Below are 14,998 nucleotides of genomic sequence, written 5' to 3' on the forward strand. Positions count from 1 at the left end.
GCGGCTACTCCGGCAGCGGTCGACCGCGGTAGAGCGCCTCGAACGTGTCGAGGGTGCGGGTGATGTCGTGCACCGCGACGGCGTCGAGCGATGCCTGCTGCATGCGCGTGCGCTCCTCGGGCGACGCGGTCAGCACGTCGGTGAGACGCGCGGCGAGCTCGTCGGCGTCGCCGGGCTCGAACAGGTAGCCGTTCTCGCCGTGATGCACGAGGTGGGGCAGGGCGACGGCATTCGCCGCCACGATCGGGAGTCCGGATGCCATGGCCTCCATCGTCGCGATGGACTGCAGTTCGGCGATCGAGGCGATGACGAACAGGCTGGCACGGGAGTACAGGGCGCGGAGGTCATCGTCGGACGCGTGACCGTGGAAGGTGACGCGCTCGGCGACTCCGAGTTGCTGCGCGAGGGCCTCGAGCTTGGCGCGCTGGTCTCCGCCGCCGACGATGTCGAAGGTGACGTCGAGCGCGGGATCGAGCTGGGCGAGCGCGTGGAGCACGACGTCGATGTGCTTCTCGGTGGTGAGACGCCCCACGAAGAGGAGACGGTTCGCGTCGCGCGGGGTGAGGTCGGGGCGGTAGTTCGCGCGGTCGATGCCGCACGAGACCGGGATCACGCCCGAGATGTCGATCGTCTTCTCGAGGAAATCGGCCGCCCGACGGGTGGGTGTGGTGACGGCGCGCGTCATCTTGAACGTGCGTTCGGCGTCGGCCCACGCGAGCTTGACGACGATGCGATCGAGGAAGTCGGGGAGCGTGGTGAAGTCGAGGATGTTCTCGGCCATCACGTGGTTGGTGGCGACGACGGGGATGCCGCGCTTGCGCGCCTCGCGGGTGAGACCTCGACCGATCACGATGTGCGACTGGATGTGCACCACGTCGGGCTTGACCTCGTCGAGCACGATGCGCGCGTAGTGCTTGGAGCGCCACGGAAGGACGTAGGTGATCCAGTCGTGCGGGCGGAACCGGAACGCGGGGAGTCGATGCATGACCACCGGCTGACCCTCGACCGTCTCGGTCGCCGTTCCCCCGTTGCGGTGCCCGATGCTCGGCGCGGACACGTGCACATCGTGACCGCGGGCGACGAGACCGGCCGCGAGGCGTTCGGCGAAGCGGGCGGCACCGTTGACATGCGGCAGGAAGGTGTCGGCGCCGATGAGGACGCGCAGCGGGCGGTCGTCAGCGCCGTCAGCCGGGAGCGAAGCGGGTTCCACCGGGGCGGGCGTCGACGGAGGGGAGGGGTGGACCGGAGCGCCGGGCGCGGGATGATCGGCGGGCGTCGCAGAACTGGTCACGAGTGGTGAGGCCTAACTATGCGGCGGACGGGTCGCACGGTGCGGGTCATGCGCCTGTCCACTGTACCCGAGCGGCATTTCCTCCCCCGGGGACGCTCCACAGGCGCCGGGGACGCCGGGCGGGGCGGTGTGTGCAGGACGGCAACCGGCACCGCACCGCGCCCGCGCCGCCGCCGACGCCAACGCCAACGCGGCACCGACATAGCGCCGAAGCCCGCCCGGAGGGAGACCGAGCGGACTTCGGGGTCTGACGAGGGTAGGCCTGCGCTATGCGTTCCCGTCGGGACGGCGGTCGGGCAGGGGCGCACCGTGCGCCGGACGCGGCGGACCGTCGGTGCCCGCGGGGGCAGCGACCTCGGATGCTGCGGCGGCGAAAGCGGAGACCACCTCGGCGTCGTCTGTCGCCGACGCCCGCTGAGGGTGCACGGCCGGGCTGGGCCCGTGATCGGAGGTGTCGAGGTCGGCCGCGGCCTGCTCGAACTGCGAGCGGTAGAGGCGGTAGTAGGCGCCCTCGCGCGCGATGAGCTCGTCGTGCGTGCCCTTCTCGACGATGTCGCCGTGCTCCATCACGAGGATGAGGTCGGCGTCGCGGATCGTCGACAGCCGGTGCGCGATGACGAACGACGTGCGCCCCTCGCGGAGCGCGGCCATCGCCTGCTGCAGCAGCAGCTCGGTACGGGTGTCGACCGACGAGGTCGCCTCGTCGAGGATGAGCACCGACGGACGGGCGACGAATGCGCGCGCGATCGTGATCAGCTGCTTCTCACCCGCCGAGACGTTCGCGGCGTCTTCGTCGAGCACGGTGTCGTAGCCGTCGGGCAGCGAGTGCACGAACTGATCGACGCGCGTGGCGGCGGCGGCCTCGACGATCTCGGCGTCGGTCGCGCTCTCGCGGCCGTACCGGATGTTGTCGCGGATCGTGCCGGCGAACAGCCACGGGTCCTGCAGCACCATGCCGGTGCGGGCGCGCACATCGTCGCGGCGGAGATCGGCGATGTCCTGCCCGTCGAGCAGGATCCGACCGCCGTCGAGTTCGTAGAACCGCATGATCAGGTTGACCAGCGTCGTCTTGCCCGCACCGGTGGGTCCGACGATCGCGACCGTCTGGCCGGGCTCGACGCGGAACGACAGATCGGTGATCAGCGGCCGATCGGGCGTGTACGCGAAGCGTACGTTCTCGAACTCGATGACGCCGCGCCCCTCCACGTGGCCGGGGGCGTCGGCGGCATCCGGATCCTGCTCGTCGGCGTCGAGCAGCGCGAACACGCGTTCCGCCGACGCGGTGCCCGACTGCACCACCGCGGCCATGCCGCCCAGCTGCGACAGCGGCTGGGTGAACTGCTGCGAGTACTGGATGAACGCCTGCACGTCGCCGAGGCGGAGCTGGCCGCCCGCCACCATGAGACCGCCCAGCACGGCGATGCCGACGTAGGTCAGGTTTCCGACGAACATCATGCCGGGCATGATCATGCCGGAGAGGAACTGGGCCCGGAAGCTCGCTTCGTAGAGCTCCTCGTTCTCGACCTCGAACTTCTCGCGGGCGTCCTTCTCGCGTCCGTAGACCTTGACGAGGGCGTGACCGGAGAAGGACTCCTCGACGCGGGCGTTGAGGCGACCGACCTTCTTCCACTGCTCGCCGAACGCCTTCTGCGACTTCGGGCCGATGACGCCGAAGATGACGGCCATGAGCGGCAGCGAGACGAGAGCGACGAGCGCGAGCTGCCACGAGATCGTGAACATCATGATGAGCACGCCCACGACGGTGAGCACCGAGGTCAGCGCACTCGACAGCGACTGCTGCATCGTCTGCGTGATGTTGTCGATGTCGTTGGTGACGCGGGAGATGAGCTCTCCGCGCTGCACCTTGTCGAAGTACGACAGCGGCAGGCGGTTGATCTTGGCCTCGACGTCTTCGCGCAGACGCCACATCGTGCGCACCATGATGACGTTGATGACGTAACCCTGGATCCACGACAGCAGCGACGAACCGACGTAGATCGCCAGGACGGCGACCACCACCATGCGCAGCGCGTCGAAGTCGACACCGGCGCCGACGGAGAAGTTGTTCATGGCACCGACGATGTTGGCGATGTCGCCCTGGCCCGCCGCGCGGAGAGCTTCAACGACGTCGGCCTGCGACGTGCCGGCGGGGAACTGTTCGGCCAACCCCTTCGAGACCACGCCCTCGAAAATGATGTTCGTGGCGTCGCCGAGCACGCGGGGCGCGAGCACGGCGAGCACGACGCCGAGGGCTCCCAGCACGGAGACGAACGTGAAGGCGCCGGCGTACGGACGCAGCAGCCCGATCAGACGCCGGAAACTCGGGCCGAAGTTCGATGCCTTCCCGGGTGCCACGCTGTCCCAGTCGCCCGAGGTGAGTCGAGCCTGCTCGGCCAGCTCGAGTTCGGCCCGCTCTTCTTCGGTCAGCGTCTCTGTGGTGCTCATGCCTCGACCCCCAGCTGCGACTCGACGATCTCGCGATAGGTGCTACTGGACTGCAGCAGCTCCTCGTGGCTCCCGACACCTGCCAGTCGCCCCTCCTCGAGGACGACGATGCGATCGGCTCCCGTGATGGTCGACACGCGCTGCGCGACGACGATCTTCGTCACCTCGGGCAACTCCTGCCAGAGCGCCCGCCGGAGCCGGGCGTCGGTACTGAGGTCGAGCGCCGAGAAGGAGTCGTCGAACACGAGCACGGCGGGCCGATGCACGATCGCCCGCGCGATGGCGAGGCGCTGACGCTGACCACCCGAGACGTTCGTGCCGCCCTGGGCGATGCGCGCGTCGAGTCCCCCCTCCATCGCCTCGACGAACTCGCGCCCCTGCGCGATCTCGAGGGCCTTCCACAGTTCGTCGTCGGTGGCGTCTTCTCGACCGAATCGGAGGTTGGATGCCACCGTGCCGCTGAAGAGGAAGGGACGCTGGGGCACGAGCCCGATGCTCTTCCACAGCCCGTCGAGGTCGGCCTCGCGCACGTCGACGCCGCCGACGCGGACGGCGCCCGCGGTGACGTCGAACAGGCGCGGGATGAGGGAGACGAGGGTGGTCTTGCCCGCACCGGTGGAGCCGACGATCGCGACCGTCTCGCCGGGACGGGCGACGAAACTGATACCCGACACCACGGGGGACTCGGCGCCCGGGTAGGCGAAGGACACGTCTTCGAACTCGACGGCGCCGCGCTCCGGGAAGACGCTCACCGGGTTCGCGGGCCGCTCGAGGGTGGAGTGACTGTCGAGCACCTCGCCGATGCGTTCGGCGGATACGGCCGCGCGCGGGATCATCACCGTCATGAAGCTCGCCATGAGCACACCCATGAGGATCTGCGCCACGTACTGCATGAAGGCGAACAGCGTGCCGATCTGCACGCCGCCCTGGTCGACCTGGATGCCGCCGAACCAGATCACGCCGACGACGGTCACGTTCAGGACGAGCATGGCCAGCGGGAACAACAGGACGAAGAGCGACCCGACCCTTCGACCGACGATCATGATGTCGGTATTGGCCCCGCGGAACCGCTCTTCTTCGATGCGCTCGCGAACGAACGCGCGCACGACGCGTACACCGGTGAGCTGCTCGCGCATGATGCGGTTCACCGCGTCGAGCTTCGCCTGGTAGCTGCGGAAGAGCGGGACCATGCGCGCGATGATGAGGCCCGCGGCGATCAGGAGCGTCGGCACCGCGACGGCGATCAGCCAGCTGAGGCCGACGTCTTGCTGGAGGGCCATGAAGATGCCGCCGATCGCCAGCAGCGGGGCGCTGACGAGCATCGTCGCGCCCATCATCGCCAGCATCTGCACCTGCTGCACGTCGTTGGTGTTGCGGGTGATGAGCGATCCCGCACCGAACTGCGACAGCTCGCGCTCGGAGAAGCCGCTGACCTTCTCGAAGATGTCGCGACGGATGTCGCGGCCGGCGGCCATCGCCGCGCGGGCGGCGAAGTAGGTCGCGATGACGGATGCCGTGATCTGACCGAGCGAGATGGCGAGCATCATCGACCCCTGCGACCAGATGAAGGCCGTGTCGCCGCGCGCGACGCCCTGGTCGATGATGTCGGCGTTCAGGCGCGGGAGGTAGAGCGACGCCATGGCCGCCACGAACTGGAAGACCAGCAATGCCAGGAGCAGCCACCGGTACCGGGAGAGGTAACGGATGAGGATCTTGCCGAGCACGGCACCTCCAGAGATGGTCGATGCGGTCGCGGTGGCCGCGGAGTACAGCCTTGCACCAACCTCCGACACCGGCGACCCCATCGGCTGTGGGAGCGTTCTCCCGTCGCGAACGCGGGCCTCCGGCATCCGCTTCACAGGATGCGGATCGTAGGCTGAACCCATGTCTCGACTGCAGGCCGACGCTCCCGCCGACCTCTGGGTGCCCGTGACCGGATCCCTCGGTTTCCGCGGGCGTCGACACCGCAAAGCGGCGATCGGCATGCTGCTCAGCCAGGCGAATCAGGCCGCCGGCGCGGCCCCTCGGCCCGGCGGCGGCGCTTTCGCGTGGATCCTCAGCCAAGCCGCGCCCCTGCTGATGCGCCGCGCTGCCGGTCGCGTGCTCGTGTGGGTGTGGAAGAGCGATCCCGAACTGCTCGTCGTGATGGCGCAACTGCAGGAGGCCACGCCGCAGGCACGCACCGCGCGGGCGATGATGCCGATGGAGTACGACGACACGGAGTCCTTCCCCAACCCCTTCCTCGGTGTGGGCGAGAAGCTCGCGATGCCGCTGCCGAGCGATGCGCGCACCCCGCCGTTCGCGACCTATACGTGGGACACGGGCTCGCACTTCGTGACGGTCACGGCGGTGTGCGCCGATCGCGAGCGGTTCGGCACGGTCATCGGAGCCGTGGATGCCGTGGCCCGCACCATCCGCGTGGCCGATGACCTGCGGGTCGGCGAATCGCCCACGGTCTTGCGGCTCGACCCGGCCTGACACCCTCGACGAGCGGTCCGCGCGACGAACACGGGGAGCCGTCCGTTCGTGCGCAGATGCGCGGACGCTCGGGATGTCCGCGGTTCAGGTGGCTGAGTCTGTCGGAGCCACCGGGAGCGGTGGCATCCGGGATGGGCGAAGGGATCAGTCGCCGTGCATGTCGCGGGGGCGCCAGAGCACGATGTCGGTTGCGCGACGCACACGCGAACCGTGGCGCAACGTGACGACCGAGCCGGTCGCACCGGCGGCGAAGACGCGCGCACCCGGTCGCGACTGGCGTTCGATGGTGAGCTGACGCTCGAGGTCGTTCACACGCCGGGCGAGATCGTGCACCTGCTGCTCGAGGGTGAGCAGGCGGGCGATGGCGGGGAGGCTCATGCCCTCGCCCGACAGTCGGGCGACTTCGCGCAGCTGCTGGACGTGGCGGCTCGAGTACCGCCGCGATCCGCCCTGGGTTCGCGCGGGTACGACGAGACCGAGCCGGTCGTACTGGCGCAGCGTCTGCGGGTGCATGTTCGACAGCTCAGCCGCGGCGGCGATGGCGAAGATGGGGGCGTCTTCGTCGATCTCTCTCTCGGGCACGGTCTCTCCTCTCCATCGCTCCGGCGGATCCCGGCATCCGGTGTGATCACGGATGCCGGGAGACCTCCGTCCTGCAGTTCTACCGCGCTTTGGACATCAGGTCGGCGCGCGGGTTCTCTTTCGGCTGGAGTGCCTGGAACCGCTCGAGAGCCTCACGGGCGGCGTCGTCGAGGTGCGCCGGCACCGCGACCTGCACCTCCGCGAGCAGATCACCGGACCCTTTGCTCGACTCGATCCCGCGGCCTTTGACACGAAGGACGCGTCCCGACGGGGTGCCGGGCGCGACGCGGAGCCGCACGGGCTCACCGCCGAGGGTGGGGACCTCGATGGTCGCGCCGAGGGCCGCCTCGGTGAAGGTCACCGGGACCGTCACCCGCAGGTTGAGGCCGTCACGCGTGAACACCGGGTGCGGGCGCACCGCGACGGTCACCACGATGTCGCCGCTCTCCCCGCCGTCGGGGGACTTCCGGCCTCGACCGCGAAGGCGGATCTTCTGGCCGTCGGAGACGCCGGCGGGGATCTTCACCTTGAACGGCACGTTGTCCTCACCCTGCAGGGTGATGGTCTCGCCCTTGGCCGCCGTGACGAAGTCGATCGTCGTGCGTGCGGTGACGTCGGCCCCGCGCTGCGGGCCGCCGAAGCCTCGGAAGCCCCCGGTCGTCTGCCCGAACCGGCCGGAACCGAAACCGCCCCCCTGCTGGTCGAACATCGAGAAGATGTCCTCGAAGCCGGGTTGCTGCTGACCCCGGCCCTGACCGAAGCGGCTGAAGACGTCGTCGAAACCCCCGCCGCCGCCCGCCCCGGGAGCAGAGAAGCGCGCCCCCGAGCCCATGGCCCGGATCTGGTCGTACTCCTCGCGCTGCTCGGGGTCGTTGAGCACCGAGTAGGCCTCACTGATCTCCTTGAAGGTCGCCTCGGCTTTCGCGTCTCCCGGGTTCGAGTCGGGGTGGTACTGGCGCGCGAGCTTGCGGTACGTCTTCTTCAGATCGGCAGCGCTGACGCCCTTGTCGACACCGAGGACCTTGTAGAAGTCCTTGTCGAACCAGTCCTGACTCGCCATGCGTCCTCCTCCTAGGCCGGTACGGCGACGACGACCTTGGCCGGTCGCAGTTCGACCGAGCCGAGGCGGTAGCCGACCTCGACGACCTCGAGGATCGTCGTCTCGGTCACACCGGGGGTGGGCGCCTGGAAGATGGCCTCGTGCTGCTGCGGGTCGAAGACGTCGCCGACGGCGCCGTACGACACCACGCCGAGACGCTCCGCCACGGCGCGCACCTTGTCGCCGATCGCGGCGAAGGGCGTGCCCTCGACGAGATCACCGTGCTTGACGGCGCGGTCGAGGTCGTCCATGACGGGCAGCAGGCCCTTCACGGCCTCGCCCTTGGCCCGCTCGATCTCGCGCTCGCGCTGCTCTTCGGTGCGCCGGCGGTAGTTGGCGTACTCCGCCTGCAGGCGCTTGAGGTCGATCAGCAGCGAGGCCTCCTTGTCGGAGGATGCCCCCTCTGCCGCGGCCTCGGGCGTCTGCTCGGCGCCCAGGATGTCGTCGATGGTCAGGCCCTCGGCATCCACGTCCTGCGTCTCGGACTGCTCGCCCGACGGCGCGGGGCCGGAGGTGTTCTCCTCCGGCCCCGTCTCGTCAGGACCGGCGCCACCGTACTCGGGCCCTGAGCCCGTCGAAGGGTCGTCGTCCTTGTGTGCCATGTGTCTGTCGCTTACTTCTTGTTCTCGTCGGTCGGCTCGTCGTCGACGACCTCGGCGTCGATGACGTCTTCCTCGGGGTTCGGCGTCTCGCCGTTGCCCGGCTGACCCACGTTGGGGTCGGCCGGCTGGCCCGCGGCCTGCGAGGAGGCGTAGATGGCCTCGCCGAGCTTGCCCTGGCTGGCGTTCAGCTTGTCGAACGCGGTCTTGACCGCGTCGTCGTCGTCGCCGGCGAGAGCCGTCTTGAGCGCGTCGACATCGCCCTGCACCTCGGTCTTGACCTCGGCGGGGAGCTTGTCCTCGTTCTCCTTGATCAGCTTCTCGATCGAGTACGACAGGGTCTCGGCCTGGTTGCGGGTCTCGGCGGACTCGCGGCGCTTCTTGTCTTCCGCCGCGTTCTCCTCGGCCTCGCGCACCATGCGCTCGATGTCCTCCTTGGGCAGCGACGAGCCGCCCGTGATGGTCATCGACTGCTCCTTACCGGTGCCCTTGTCCTTGGCGGACACGTGCACGATGCCGTTGGCGTCGATGTCGAAGGTGACCTCGACCTGCGGGATGCCGCGGGGAGCCGGAGCGATGCCGGTCAGCTCGAAGGTGCCGAGCGGCTTGTTGTCGCGGGTGAACTCGCGCTCGCCCTGGAAGACCTGGATCGCGACCGACGGCTGGTTGTCATCGGCGGTGGTGAAGGTCTCGCTGCGCTTGGTCGGGATGGCCGTGTTGCGCTCGATGAGCTTGGTCATGATGCCGCCCTTGGTCTCGATGCCGAGGCTCAGGGGGGTGACGTCGATGAGGAGGACGTCCTTGCGCTCGCCCTTGAGGACACCGGCCTGCAGGGCTGCGCCCACGGCCACGACCTCGTCGGGGTTCACGCCCTTGTTGGCGTCCTTACCCGTCTCCTTCTTCACCAGCTCGGCGACCGCGGGCATGCGGGTGGAGCCGCCGACGAGCACCACGTGGGCGATGTCGTCGACCTTGACGCCGGCCTCGCGGATGACGTCGGAGAAGGGCTTGCGGGTGCGGTCGAGGAGGTCCTTGGTGAGGTCCTCGAACTTGGCGCGCGTCAGGGTCTCGCTGAGCGAGACGGGGCCCGAGTCGGTGAGCGACAGGTAGGGCAGGTTGATGGAGGTCGAGGTCGAGCTCGACAGCTCCTTCTTGGCCTGCTCGGCCGCTTCCTTCAGACGCTGGAGGGCGATCTTGTCGCCCGAGACGTCGACGCCGGTGGTGTCCTTGAACTGCTTGATGAGGTAGTCGACGACGCGCTGGTCCCAGTCGTCTCCACCGAGGCGGTTGTCACCGGAGGTGGCGCGCACCTGGATGGTCGAGAAGTCGTCGTCCTTGCCCACCTCGAGCAGCGACACGTCGAACGTTCCGCCACCGAGGTCGAAGACGAGGATGAGCTCGTCTTCCTTGCCCTTGTCGAGGCCGTACGCGAGGGCCGCGGCCGTGGGCTCGTTGATGATGCGCAGGACGTTGAGACCCGCGATCTCACCGGCCTCCTTGGTGGCCTGACGCTCGGCGTCGTTGAAGTACGCGGGCACCGTGATGACGGCATCCGTCACGCTGTCGCCCAGGTACTCCTCGGCGTCGCGCTTGAGCTTCTGCAGGATGCGGGCCGAGATCTCCTGCGGCGTCCACTTCTTGCCGTCGACGTCGAACGACCAGGTCGTGCCCATGTGGCGCTTGACGCTCGAGATCGTGCGGTCGACGTTGGTGACGGCCTGGCGCTTGGCGGTCTCGCCGACGAGCACCTCGCCGTCCTTGGTGTACGCGACGACCGAGGGGGTCGTGCGGAAACCCTCGGCGTTGGCGATGACCTTGGGCTCGCCACCCTCGAGCACGCTCACGACGGAGTTGGTCGTACCGAGGTCGATTCCCACTGCACGGGGCATATGTGTCTCCTTGCTTGTGAGCCGGGCGGATGCCACGACTCGGGGTTGGTGCGAAGTCTGCTGCGCGGGTTGAGCCGCGATGACTCAAGGTTACCGCGGCCCCTCGAGGAGGTCAAGGCGACTTGATATGAATTGGCTCAACTTCGAGGTGGCGCCCCACGCGCGGGGTTCATCGCCGAGTTGCTCCCCAGACCGCGCGGCGGTCCAACCCGGACCGGGGCACCGAGGCGTTCCCGGCAGGACCGGGGCGCCGAATGTGCACCGGGTCGGAGACAGCACGCCCCGGTGCACGAATCACGCCCCGGCACACGGATCACGCCCCGGAGACCCGACGACACCGGCCGTGCGGACGACGCCTCGTGCACGCAACCCACCCCGTCCTCGCAACGCCCCTGGCCGCGCCGCGACCCCGTAGCCGCGGCGGCGGCTCGATCCCGCACCTCGACCCCCTCGCCAGGACGCACGACGCCCCTGGCCCTGCAGCGACCCCGTAGCCGCGGCGGCGACTCGATCCCGCAGCTCGACCCCCGCGCCAGGACGCACGACGCCCCCGCGACCCGGAGGTCGGCGGGGACGTCGAGGGGATGCCGTGGACCCGGCGCAGCGGCCGGGGTGTCAGTCGCGGTCGCGGTCGCGGCGCTGGGGACGGTCGCTGCGCTTCGCCGAACGGCCGCCCTGGTCGAGGCGCAGGTCGATCAGCTGGCCCGAGATGCGGGTGTCGGCGAGGCGGTTGATCGTGTCGTTGGACAGGTCGGCGGGGAGCTCGACCAGCGAGAAGTCCTGACGGATCTGGATCGCGCCGAAGTCGTTGCGCCGCAGGCCGCCCTCGTTCGCGAGGGCTCCGACGATCTGACGCGGCTCGACGCGCTGGCGGCGCCCCACGGCGATGCGGTAGGTCGAGAAGCGACCCGTCGTGTCGCGGCGCGGACCGCCCTCTCGCGACCCGCCGTCGCGGAATCCGCCGTCACGCGCGCCGCCGTCACGCGAAGGACGGTCGTTGTCGAAGCGCTGCTGGCGCAGCGTCTCTTCTTCGAGGAGCAGCGGGGTGTCGCCCTGGGCGACGACGGCGAGGGCCGCGGCCACGTCGGCCTCGGGCACGTCGTGGTGCTCGACGTAGTGGGCGACGACGTCGCGGAAGGTCGCGATCGCGGCGGTGTCCTCGAGGGCGGCGGTGATCGCGTCGTCGAAGCGGGTGAGACGCGTGGCGTTGACGTCGTCGACGCTCGGCAGCGACATCTCGGTCAGCGGCTGGCGCGTCGCCTTCTCGATCGCGGTGAGCATGCGGCGCTCGCGCGGGGTGACGAAGCTGATCGCGTCACCGGTGCGGCCGGCGCGGCCGGTGCGGCCGATGCGGTGCACGTACGACTCGGTGTCGATCGGCAGGTCGTAGTTGACGACGTGACTGATGCGCTCGACGTCGAGGCCGCGCGCGGCGACGTCGGTCGCCACGAGGATGTCGAGCTTGCCCGACTTCAGCTGGTTGACCGTGCGCTCGCGCTGCACCTGGGCGATGTCGCCGTTGATCGCGGCCGCGGTATAGCCGCGGGCGCGCAGCTTCTCGGCCACCGTCTCGGTCTCGTTCTTGGTGCGGGTGAAGACGATCATGCCCTCGAAGTTCTCGACCTCGAGGATGCGGGTGAGGGCGTCGATCTTCTGCTGGTACGACACGATCAGGTAGCGCTGCGTGATGCTCGCCGAGGTCGTGGTCTTGGTCTTGACCGTGATCTCTTCGGGGTCGTTGAGGTACTGCGCCGAGATGCGGCGGATCTGCGCCGGCATGGTGGCCGAGAAGAGCGCGACCTGCTTCGTCGAGGGCGTGTCGGCGAGGATCGTCTCGACGTCTTCGGCGAAGCCCATCTTGAGCATCTCGTCGGCCTCGTCGAGCACGAGGAACTTCAGCTCGGTCAGATCGAGGGTGCCCTTGTCGAGGTGGTCCATGATGCGACCGGGGGTGCCGACGATCACGTCGACGCCGCGGCGGAGGGCCGACAGCTGCTGACCGTAGCCCTGGCCGCCGTAGACGGGCAGCACCGAGACGCCCTTGATGTGGGCGGCGTACTTCTCGAACGCCTCGCACACCTGCAGCGCGAGCTCGCGGGTGGGGGCGAGCACGAGAGCCTGCGGGTTCTTGGAACCGGTCTCCATCTGCGACAGGATCGGCAGCGCGAAAGCGGCGGTCTTGCCGGTTCCGGTCTGGGCGAGGCCCACGACGTCGCGGCCCTGCAGCAGCACGGGGATGGTGGCCGCCTGGATGGCGGACGGGGTCTCGTAGCCGACGTCTTTGAGGGCCTTGAGCACGTTGGCATCCAGTCCCAGGTCGGAGAAGGTGAGCTGCGCGGGAGCGGTCTCCGCCTCAGCGGAGTCGACGGGGGATTCGGATGCCATGAGTCCACGGTAGTCCGCTCCGCGTCACCGCGCGGGCGTGGGGATAACCTGAACGCGCCCGGCGACGCCGGCGACTCGAGATCCCGGGCATCACCGGGTGTTCACCGAAGGGTCCTAGCGTGACCGACATGCCTTCACCCGGGCCGGCTTCGCCCGCCGAATCCGCACGTCGGCCCGTGCTGGCCTGGGCACTGTGGGACTGGGGCTCGGCCGCGTTCAACGCGGTCGTCACGACCTTCGTCTTCAGCACCTACCTGGCGAGCTCGCTCTTCGTCGACCCGGCCGTCCGCGCCGCGGCGAACGGCGACGCCGACGACCCCGCACTCGTGCGGGCGCTCGCCGACAACGCCAGCGCCGTCGGCATCGCCCTGATGATCGCGGGCATCGTCGTCGCGCTCGTGGCTCCCGTGCTCGGACAGCGCTCCGACGGGACGGGCCGGCGCAAGCTCTGGCTGGGCGTCAACACCGGCGTCGTCGTGCTCGCGATGGCGGCGATGGTCTTCGTCGAGGGCACCCCGGCGTACCTCGTGCTCGGGGCGACGCTGCTCGCGATCGGCAACGTGTTCTTCGAGTTCGCGAGCGTCAACTACTACGCCATGCTGACGCAGGTCTCCACGCGTGAGAACATCGGCCGCGTCTCGGGCTTCGGGTGGGGCATGGGATACGTCGGCGGCATCGTGCTGCTGCTCCTGCTGTTGGTGCTGTTCATCCAGAGCTTCGGCGATCCGGATGCCGGGGGCCTCCTCGCCGTCACCGAGGAGGGCGGGCTGAACATCCGGCTCGCCGTCCTGGCCTCCGCCCTCTGGTACGCGGTGTTCGCGATCCCGGTGCTGCTGCGCGTACCGGAGATCCCGGCGCAGGACCGCCGGGTGCGGGTCGGCTTCCTCCGTTCCTACGTCGTGTTGTGGGGAACGCTGCGCTCGCTCTGGCGCGACAGCCGGCAGGTGCTGCTGTTCCTCGCCGCCAGCGCCCTCTTCCGCGACGGTCTGGCGGGGGTGTTCACCTTCGGAGCGATCATCGCGGCGCAGGTGTTCGGCTTCACCTCCACCGAGGTGCTCTACTTCGCCGTCGCGGCGAACCTCGTCGCCGGCATCAGCACGTTCGTCGCCGGACGTCTCGACGACCGGTTCGGCCCGAAGCGCGTGATCCTGGCATCCCTCGCCAGCCTCATCGTGCTGGGCACCGTCATGCTCTTCATCGGCACGTCGCAGACCGGCTTCTGGATCGTGGGTCTGGGTCTCGGCGCCTTCGTCGGTCCGGTGCAGTCGGCCAGCCGCTCGCTGCTCGCCCGGGTGGCTCCCGAGGGACGGGAGGGCGAGATCTTCGGCCTCTACGCCACGACCGGACGCGCGGTGTCGTTCCTCGCGCCGGGCCTGTTCGCACTGTTCGTCGGTGTGACGGGCGACACGCGCCTCGGCATCCTGGGCATCGTGCTGATCCTCGCCGCGGGTCTCCTGCTGATGCTGCCCGTGAGGGTGAAGAGCGCCGTCCTGCGCTGACCGCGGCCCGTCGCCCGCCCGCCGGCAGGGTGGTCGCCGAGATCACACGATCGTGACGAGATCACCGATCGTCGTCGCGTCGCACCGCGTCATCTCCCGCGGATCGTGGGCTCTCGCGGACGGCCGGGGGGCGAGGGCGGATGCCGGGACTCAGTCGCGGGGCCAAGCGTCGGCGAACTTGGCCAGGAGGCGCGCGAACTCGGCGCGCTCGGCGTCGCTGAAGGACTCCAGCGCCGAGCGGACGGCATCCCGTCGCCGCCCGCGGAGACCCGAAACGAGCCGCTGCCCCTCGGATGTCAGCCGCACGCGGATGCGCCGCGCGTCGTCGGGGTCGGGCTCTCGCGCGACGAGACCGAGCTCGACCGACTGCTGCACGAGGCGCGAGGCGCGGGGCTGGTCGACCCCCACCTCCGCGGCGATCTCGCTCACCGACAGCGATCCGGATGCCGCGACGAGGGCGTCGAGCATGCGCAGCCGCGCGGGCCCGCCGAAGCGTCCGTGCGCGGGGTCGGTCCACGGCGGCGCGCCGCGACTCCAGGGACCCCCATGCCCCCCGTGCGGGTGGTGGTGCGCCTCGGGCGGGAACGGGGGACGCGGGCGCCGGCCGCGCAGGCGCGCGAGCGCGGCGGCGATCTCGTCGGCGGGATCGGTGGGCACGAGGGGATTTTACATGTCCCTTGACAAGCATCGGGAATGCATGTCACAGTACATTCGTTGTCACATGACATGCA

Annotated in this window: 11 protein-coding genes; 2 read left to right on the forward strand and 9 right to left on the reverse strand. The window is 69.5% G+C overall.

What is annotated here, in order from left to right; genetic code table 11:
* Window positions 1-4: 4 nt before the first annotated feature.
* The 3 genes from ACTJJP_RS10360 to ACTJJP_RS10370 all read right to left on the reverse strand — a co-directional run bounded on the left by ACTJJP_RS10360 (window position 5) and on the right by ACTJJP_RS10370 (window position 5,460).
* Complete coding sequence (locus ACTJJP_RS10360) at window positions 5-1,291, reverse strand: glycosyltransferase (RefSeq protein WP_440774937.1); 1,287 nt, start codon at window positions 1,289-1,291, stop codon at window positions 5-7.
* 267 nt (window positions 1,292-1,558) lie between these two features.
* The gene (locus ACTJJP_RS10365; RefSeq protein WP_440774938.1) at window positions 1,559-3,736 is read right to left on the reverse strand and encodes an ABC transporter ATP-binding protein; all 2,178 of its coding nucleotides are present in this window, start codon (window positions 3,734-3,736) and stop codon (window positions 1,559-1,561) included.
* Window positions 3,733-5,460, reverse strand: a complete 1,728-nt coding sequence (locus ACTJJP_RS10370; RefSeq protein WP_440774939.1) for an ABC transporter ATP-binding protein — start codon at window positions 5,458-5,460, stop codon at window positions 3,733-3,735. The genes ACTJJP_RS10365 and ACTJJP_RS10370 overlap by 4 nt, the downstream gene beginning before the upstream one ends.
* Window positions 5,461-5,620: 160 nt before the next feature.
* Between ACTJJP_RS10370 and ACTJJP_RS10375 the strand changes: the two genes are divergently transcribed.
* Window positions 5,621-6,214: a hypothetical protein gene (locus tag ACTJJP_RS10375; protein ID WP_440774940.1), complete on the forward strand. Its 594-nt coding sequence runs from the start codon at window positions 5,621-5,623 to the stop codon at window positions 6,212-6,214.
* Window positions 6,215-6,358: 144 nt separating this feature from the next.
* On the opposite strand, the gene ACTJJP_RS10380 is transcribed toward ACTJJP_RS10375, so the two are convergent.
* The 5 genes from ACTJJP_RS10380 to ACTJJP_RS10400 form a co-directional block, all read right to left on the reverse strand.
* Window positions 6,359-6,796 carry a heat shock protein transcriptional repressor HspR gene (locus ACTJJP_RS10380; RefSeq protein WP_440774941.1) on the reverse strand — a complete coding sequence of 146 codons (438 nt, stop codon included), beginning with the start codon at window positions 6,794-6,796 and terminating at the stop codon, window positions 6,359-6,361.
* A 79-nt stretch (window positions 6,797-6,875) separates the two neighbouring features.
* Entirely contained in the window at window positions 6,876-7,856 is a 981-nt protein-coding gene (locus ACTJJP_RS10385; RefSeq protein ID WP_440774942.1) for a DnaJ C-terminal domain-containing protein, read from the reverse strand.
* An 11-nt stretch (window positions 7,857-7,867) separates the two neighbouring features.
* Entirely contained in the window at window positions 7,868-8,497 is a 630-nt protein-coding gene (locus ACTJJP_RS10390) for a nucleotide exchange factor GrpE (protein ID WP_440774943.1), read from the reverse strand.
* An 11-nt stretch (window positions 8,498-8,508) separates the two neighbouring features.
* Window positions 8,509-10,383 carry a molecular chaperone DnaK gene (gene dnaK, locus ACTJJP_RS10395; RefSeq protein ID WP_440774944.1) on the reverse strand — a complete coding sequence of 625 codons (1,875 nt, stop codon included), beginning with the start codon at window positions 10,381-10,383 and terminating at the stop codon, window positions 8,509-8,511.
* 615 nt (window positions 10,384-10,998) lie between these two features.
* Window positions 10,999-12,768, reverse strand: a complete 1,770-nt coding sequence (locus ACTJJP_RS10400) for a DEAD/DEAH box helicase (protein ID WP_440774945.1) — start codon at window positions 12,766-12,768, stop codon at window positions 10,999-11,001.
* 128 nt (window positions 12,769-12,896) lie between these two features.
* Here ACTJJP_RS10400 and ACTJJP_RS10405 point away from each other — a divergent pair, with 128 nt between their 5' ends.
* Window positions 12,897-14,267 (forward strand): MFS transporter, encoded by a 1,371-nt coding sequence (locus ACTJJP_RS10405; protein ID WP_440775089.1) that lies wholly within the window; start codon window positions 12,897-12,899, stop codon window positions 14,265-14,267.
* Window positions 14,268-14,417: 150 nt separating this feature from the next.
* On the opposite strand, the gene ACTJJP_RS10410 is transcribed toward ACTJJP_RS10405, so the two are convergent.
* Entirely contained in the window at window positions 14,418-14,924 is a 507-nt protein-coding gene (locus ACTJJP_RS10410; RefSeq protein WP_440774946.1) for a MarR family winged helix-turn-helix transcriptional regulator, read from the reverse strand.
* Window positions 14,925-14,998: the final 74 nt, after the last annotated feature.

It is taken from the genome of Microbacterium sp. 22296, assembly GCF_052045385.1.
Taxonomy (GTDB): Bacteria; Actinomycetota; Actinomycetes; order Actinomycetales; family Microbacteriaceae; genus Microbacterium.

Coding starts and splice junctions, on each gene's coding strand:
- dnaK (WP_440774944.1), bottom strand. CDS start 10,383: ATGCCCCGTGCAGTGGGAATCGACCTCGGTACGACCAACTCCGTCGTG.
- ACTJJP_RS10390 (WP_440774943.1), bottom strand. CDS start 8,497: ATGGCACACAAGGACGACGACCCTTCGACGGGCTCAGGGCCCGAGTAC.
- ACTJJP_RS10405 (WP_440775089.1), top strand. CDS start 12,897: ATGCCTTCACCCGGGCCGGCTTCGCCCGCCGAATCCGCACGTCGGCCC.
- ACTJJP_RS10375 (WP_440774940.1), top strand. CDS start 5,621: ATGTCTCGACTGCAGGCCGACGCTCCCGCCGACCTCTGGGTGCCCGTG.
- ACTJJP_RS10385 (WP_440774942.1), bottom strand. CDS start 7,856: ATGGCGAGTCAGGACTGGTTCGACAAGGACTTCTACAAGGTCCTCGGT.
- ACTJJP_RS10400 (WP_440774945.1), bottom strand. CDS start 12,768: ATGGCATCCGAATCCCCCGTCGACTCCGCTGAGGCGGAGACCGCTCCC.
- ACTJJP_RS10365 (WP_440774938.1), bottom strand. CDS start 3,736: ATGAGCACCACAGAGACGCTGACCGAAGAAGAGCGGGCCGAACTCGAG.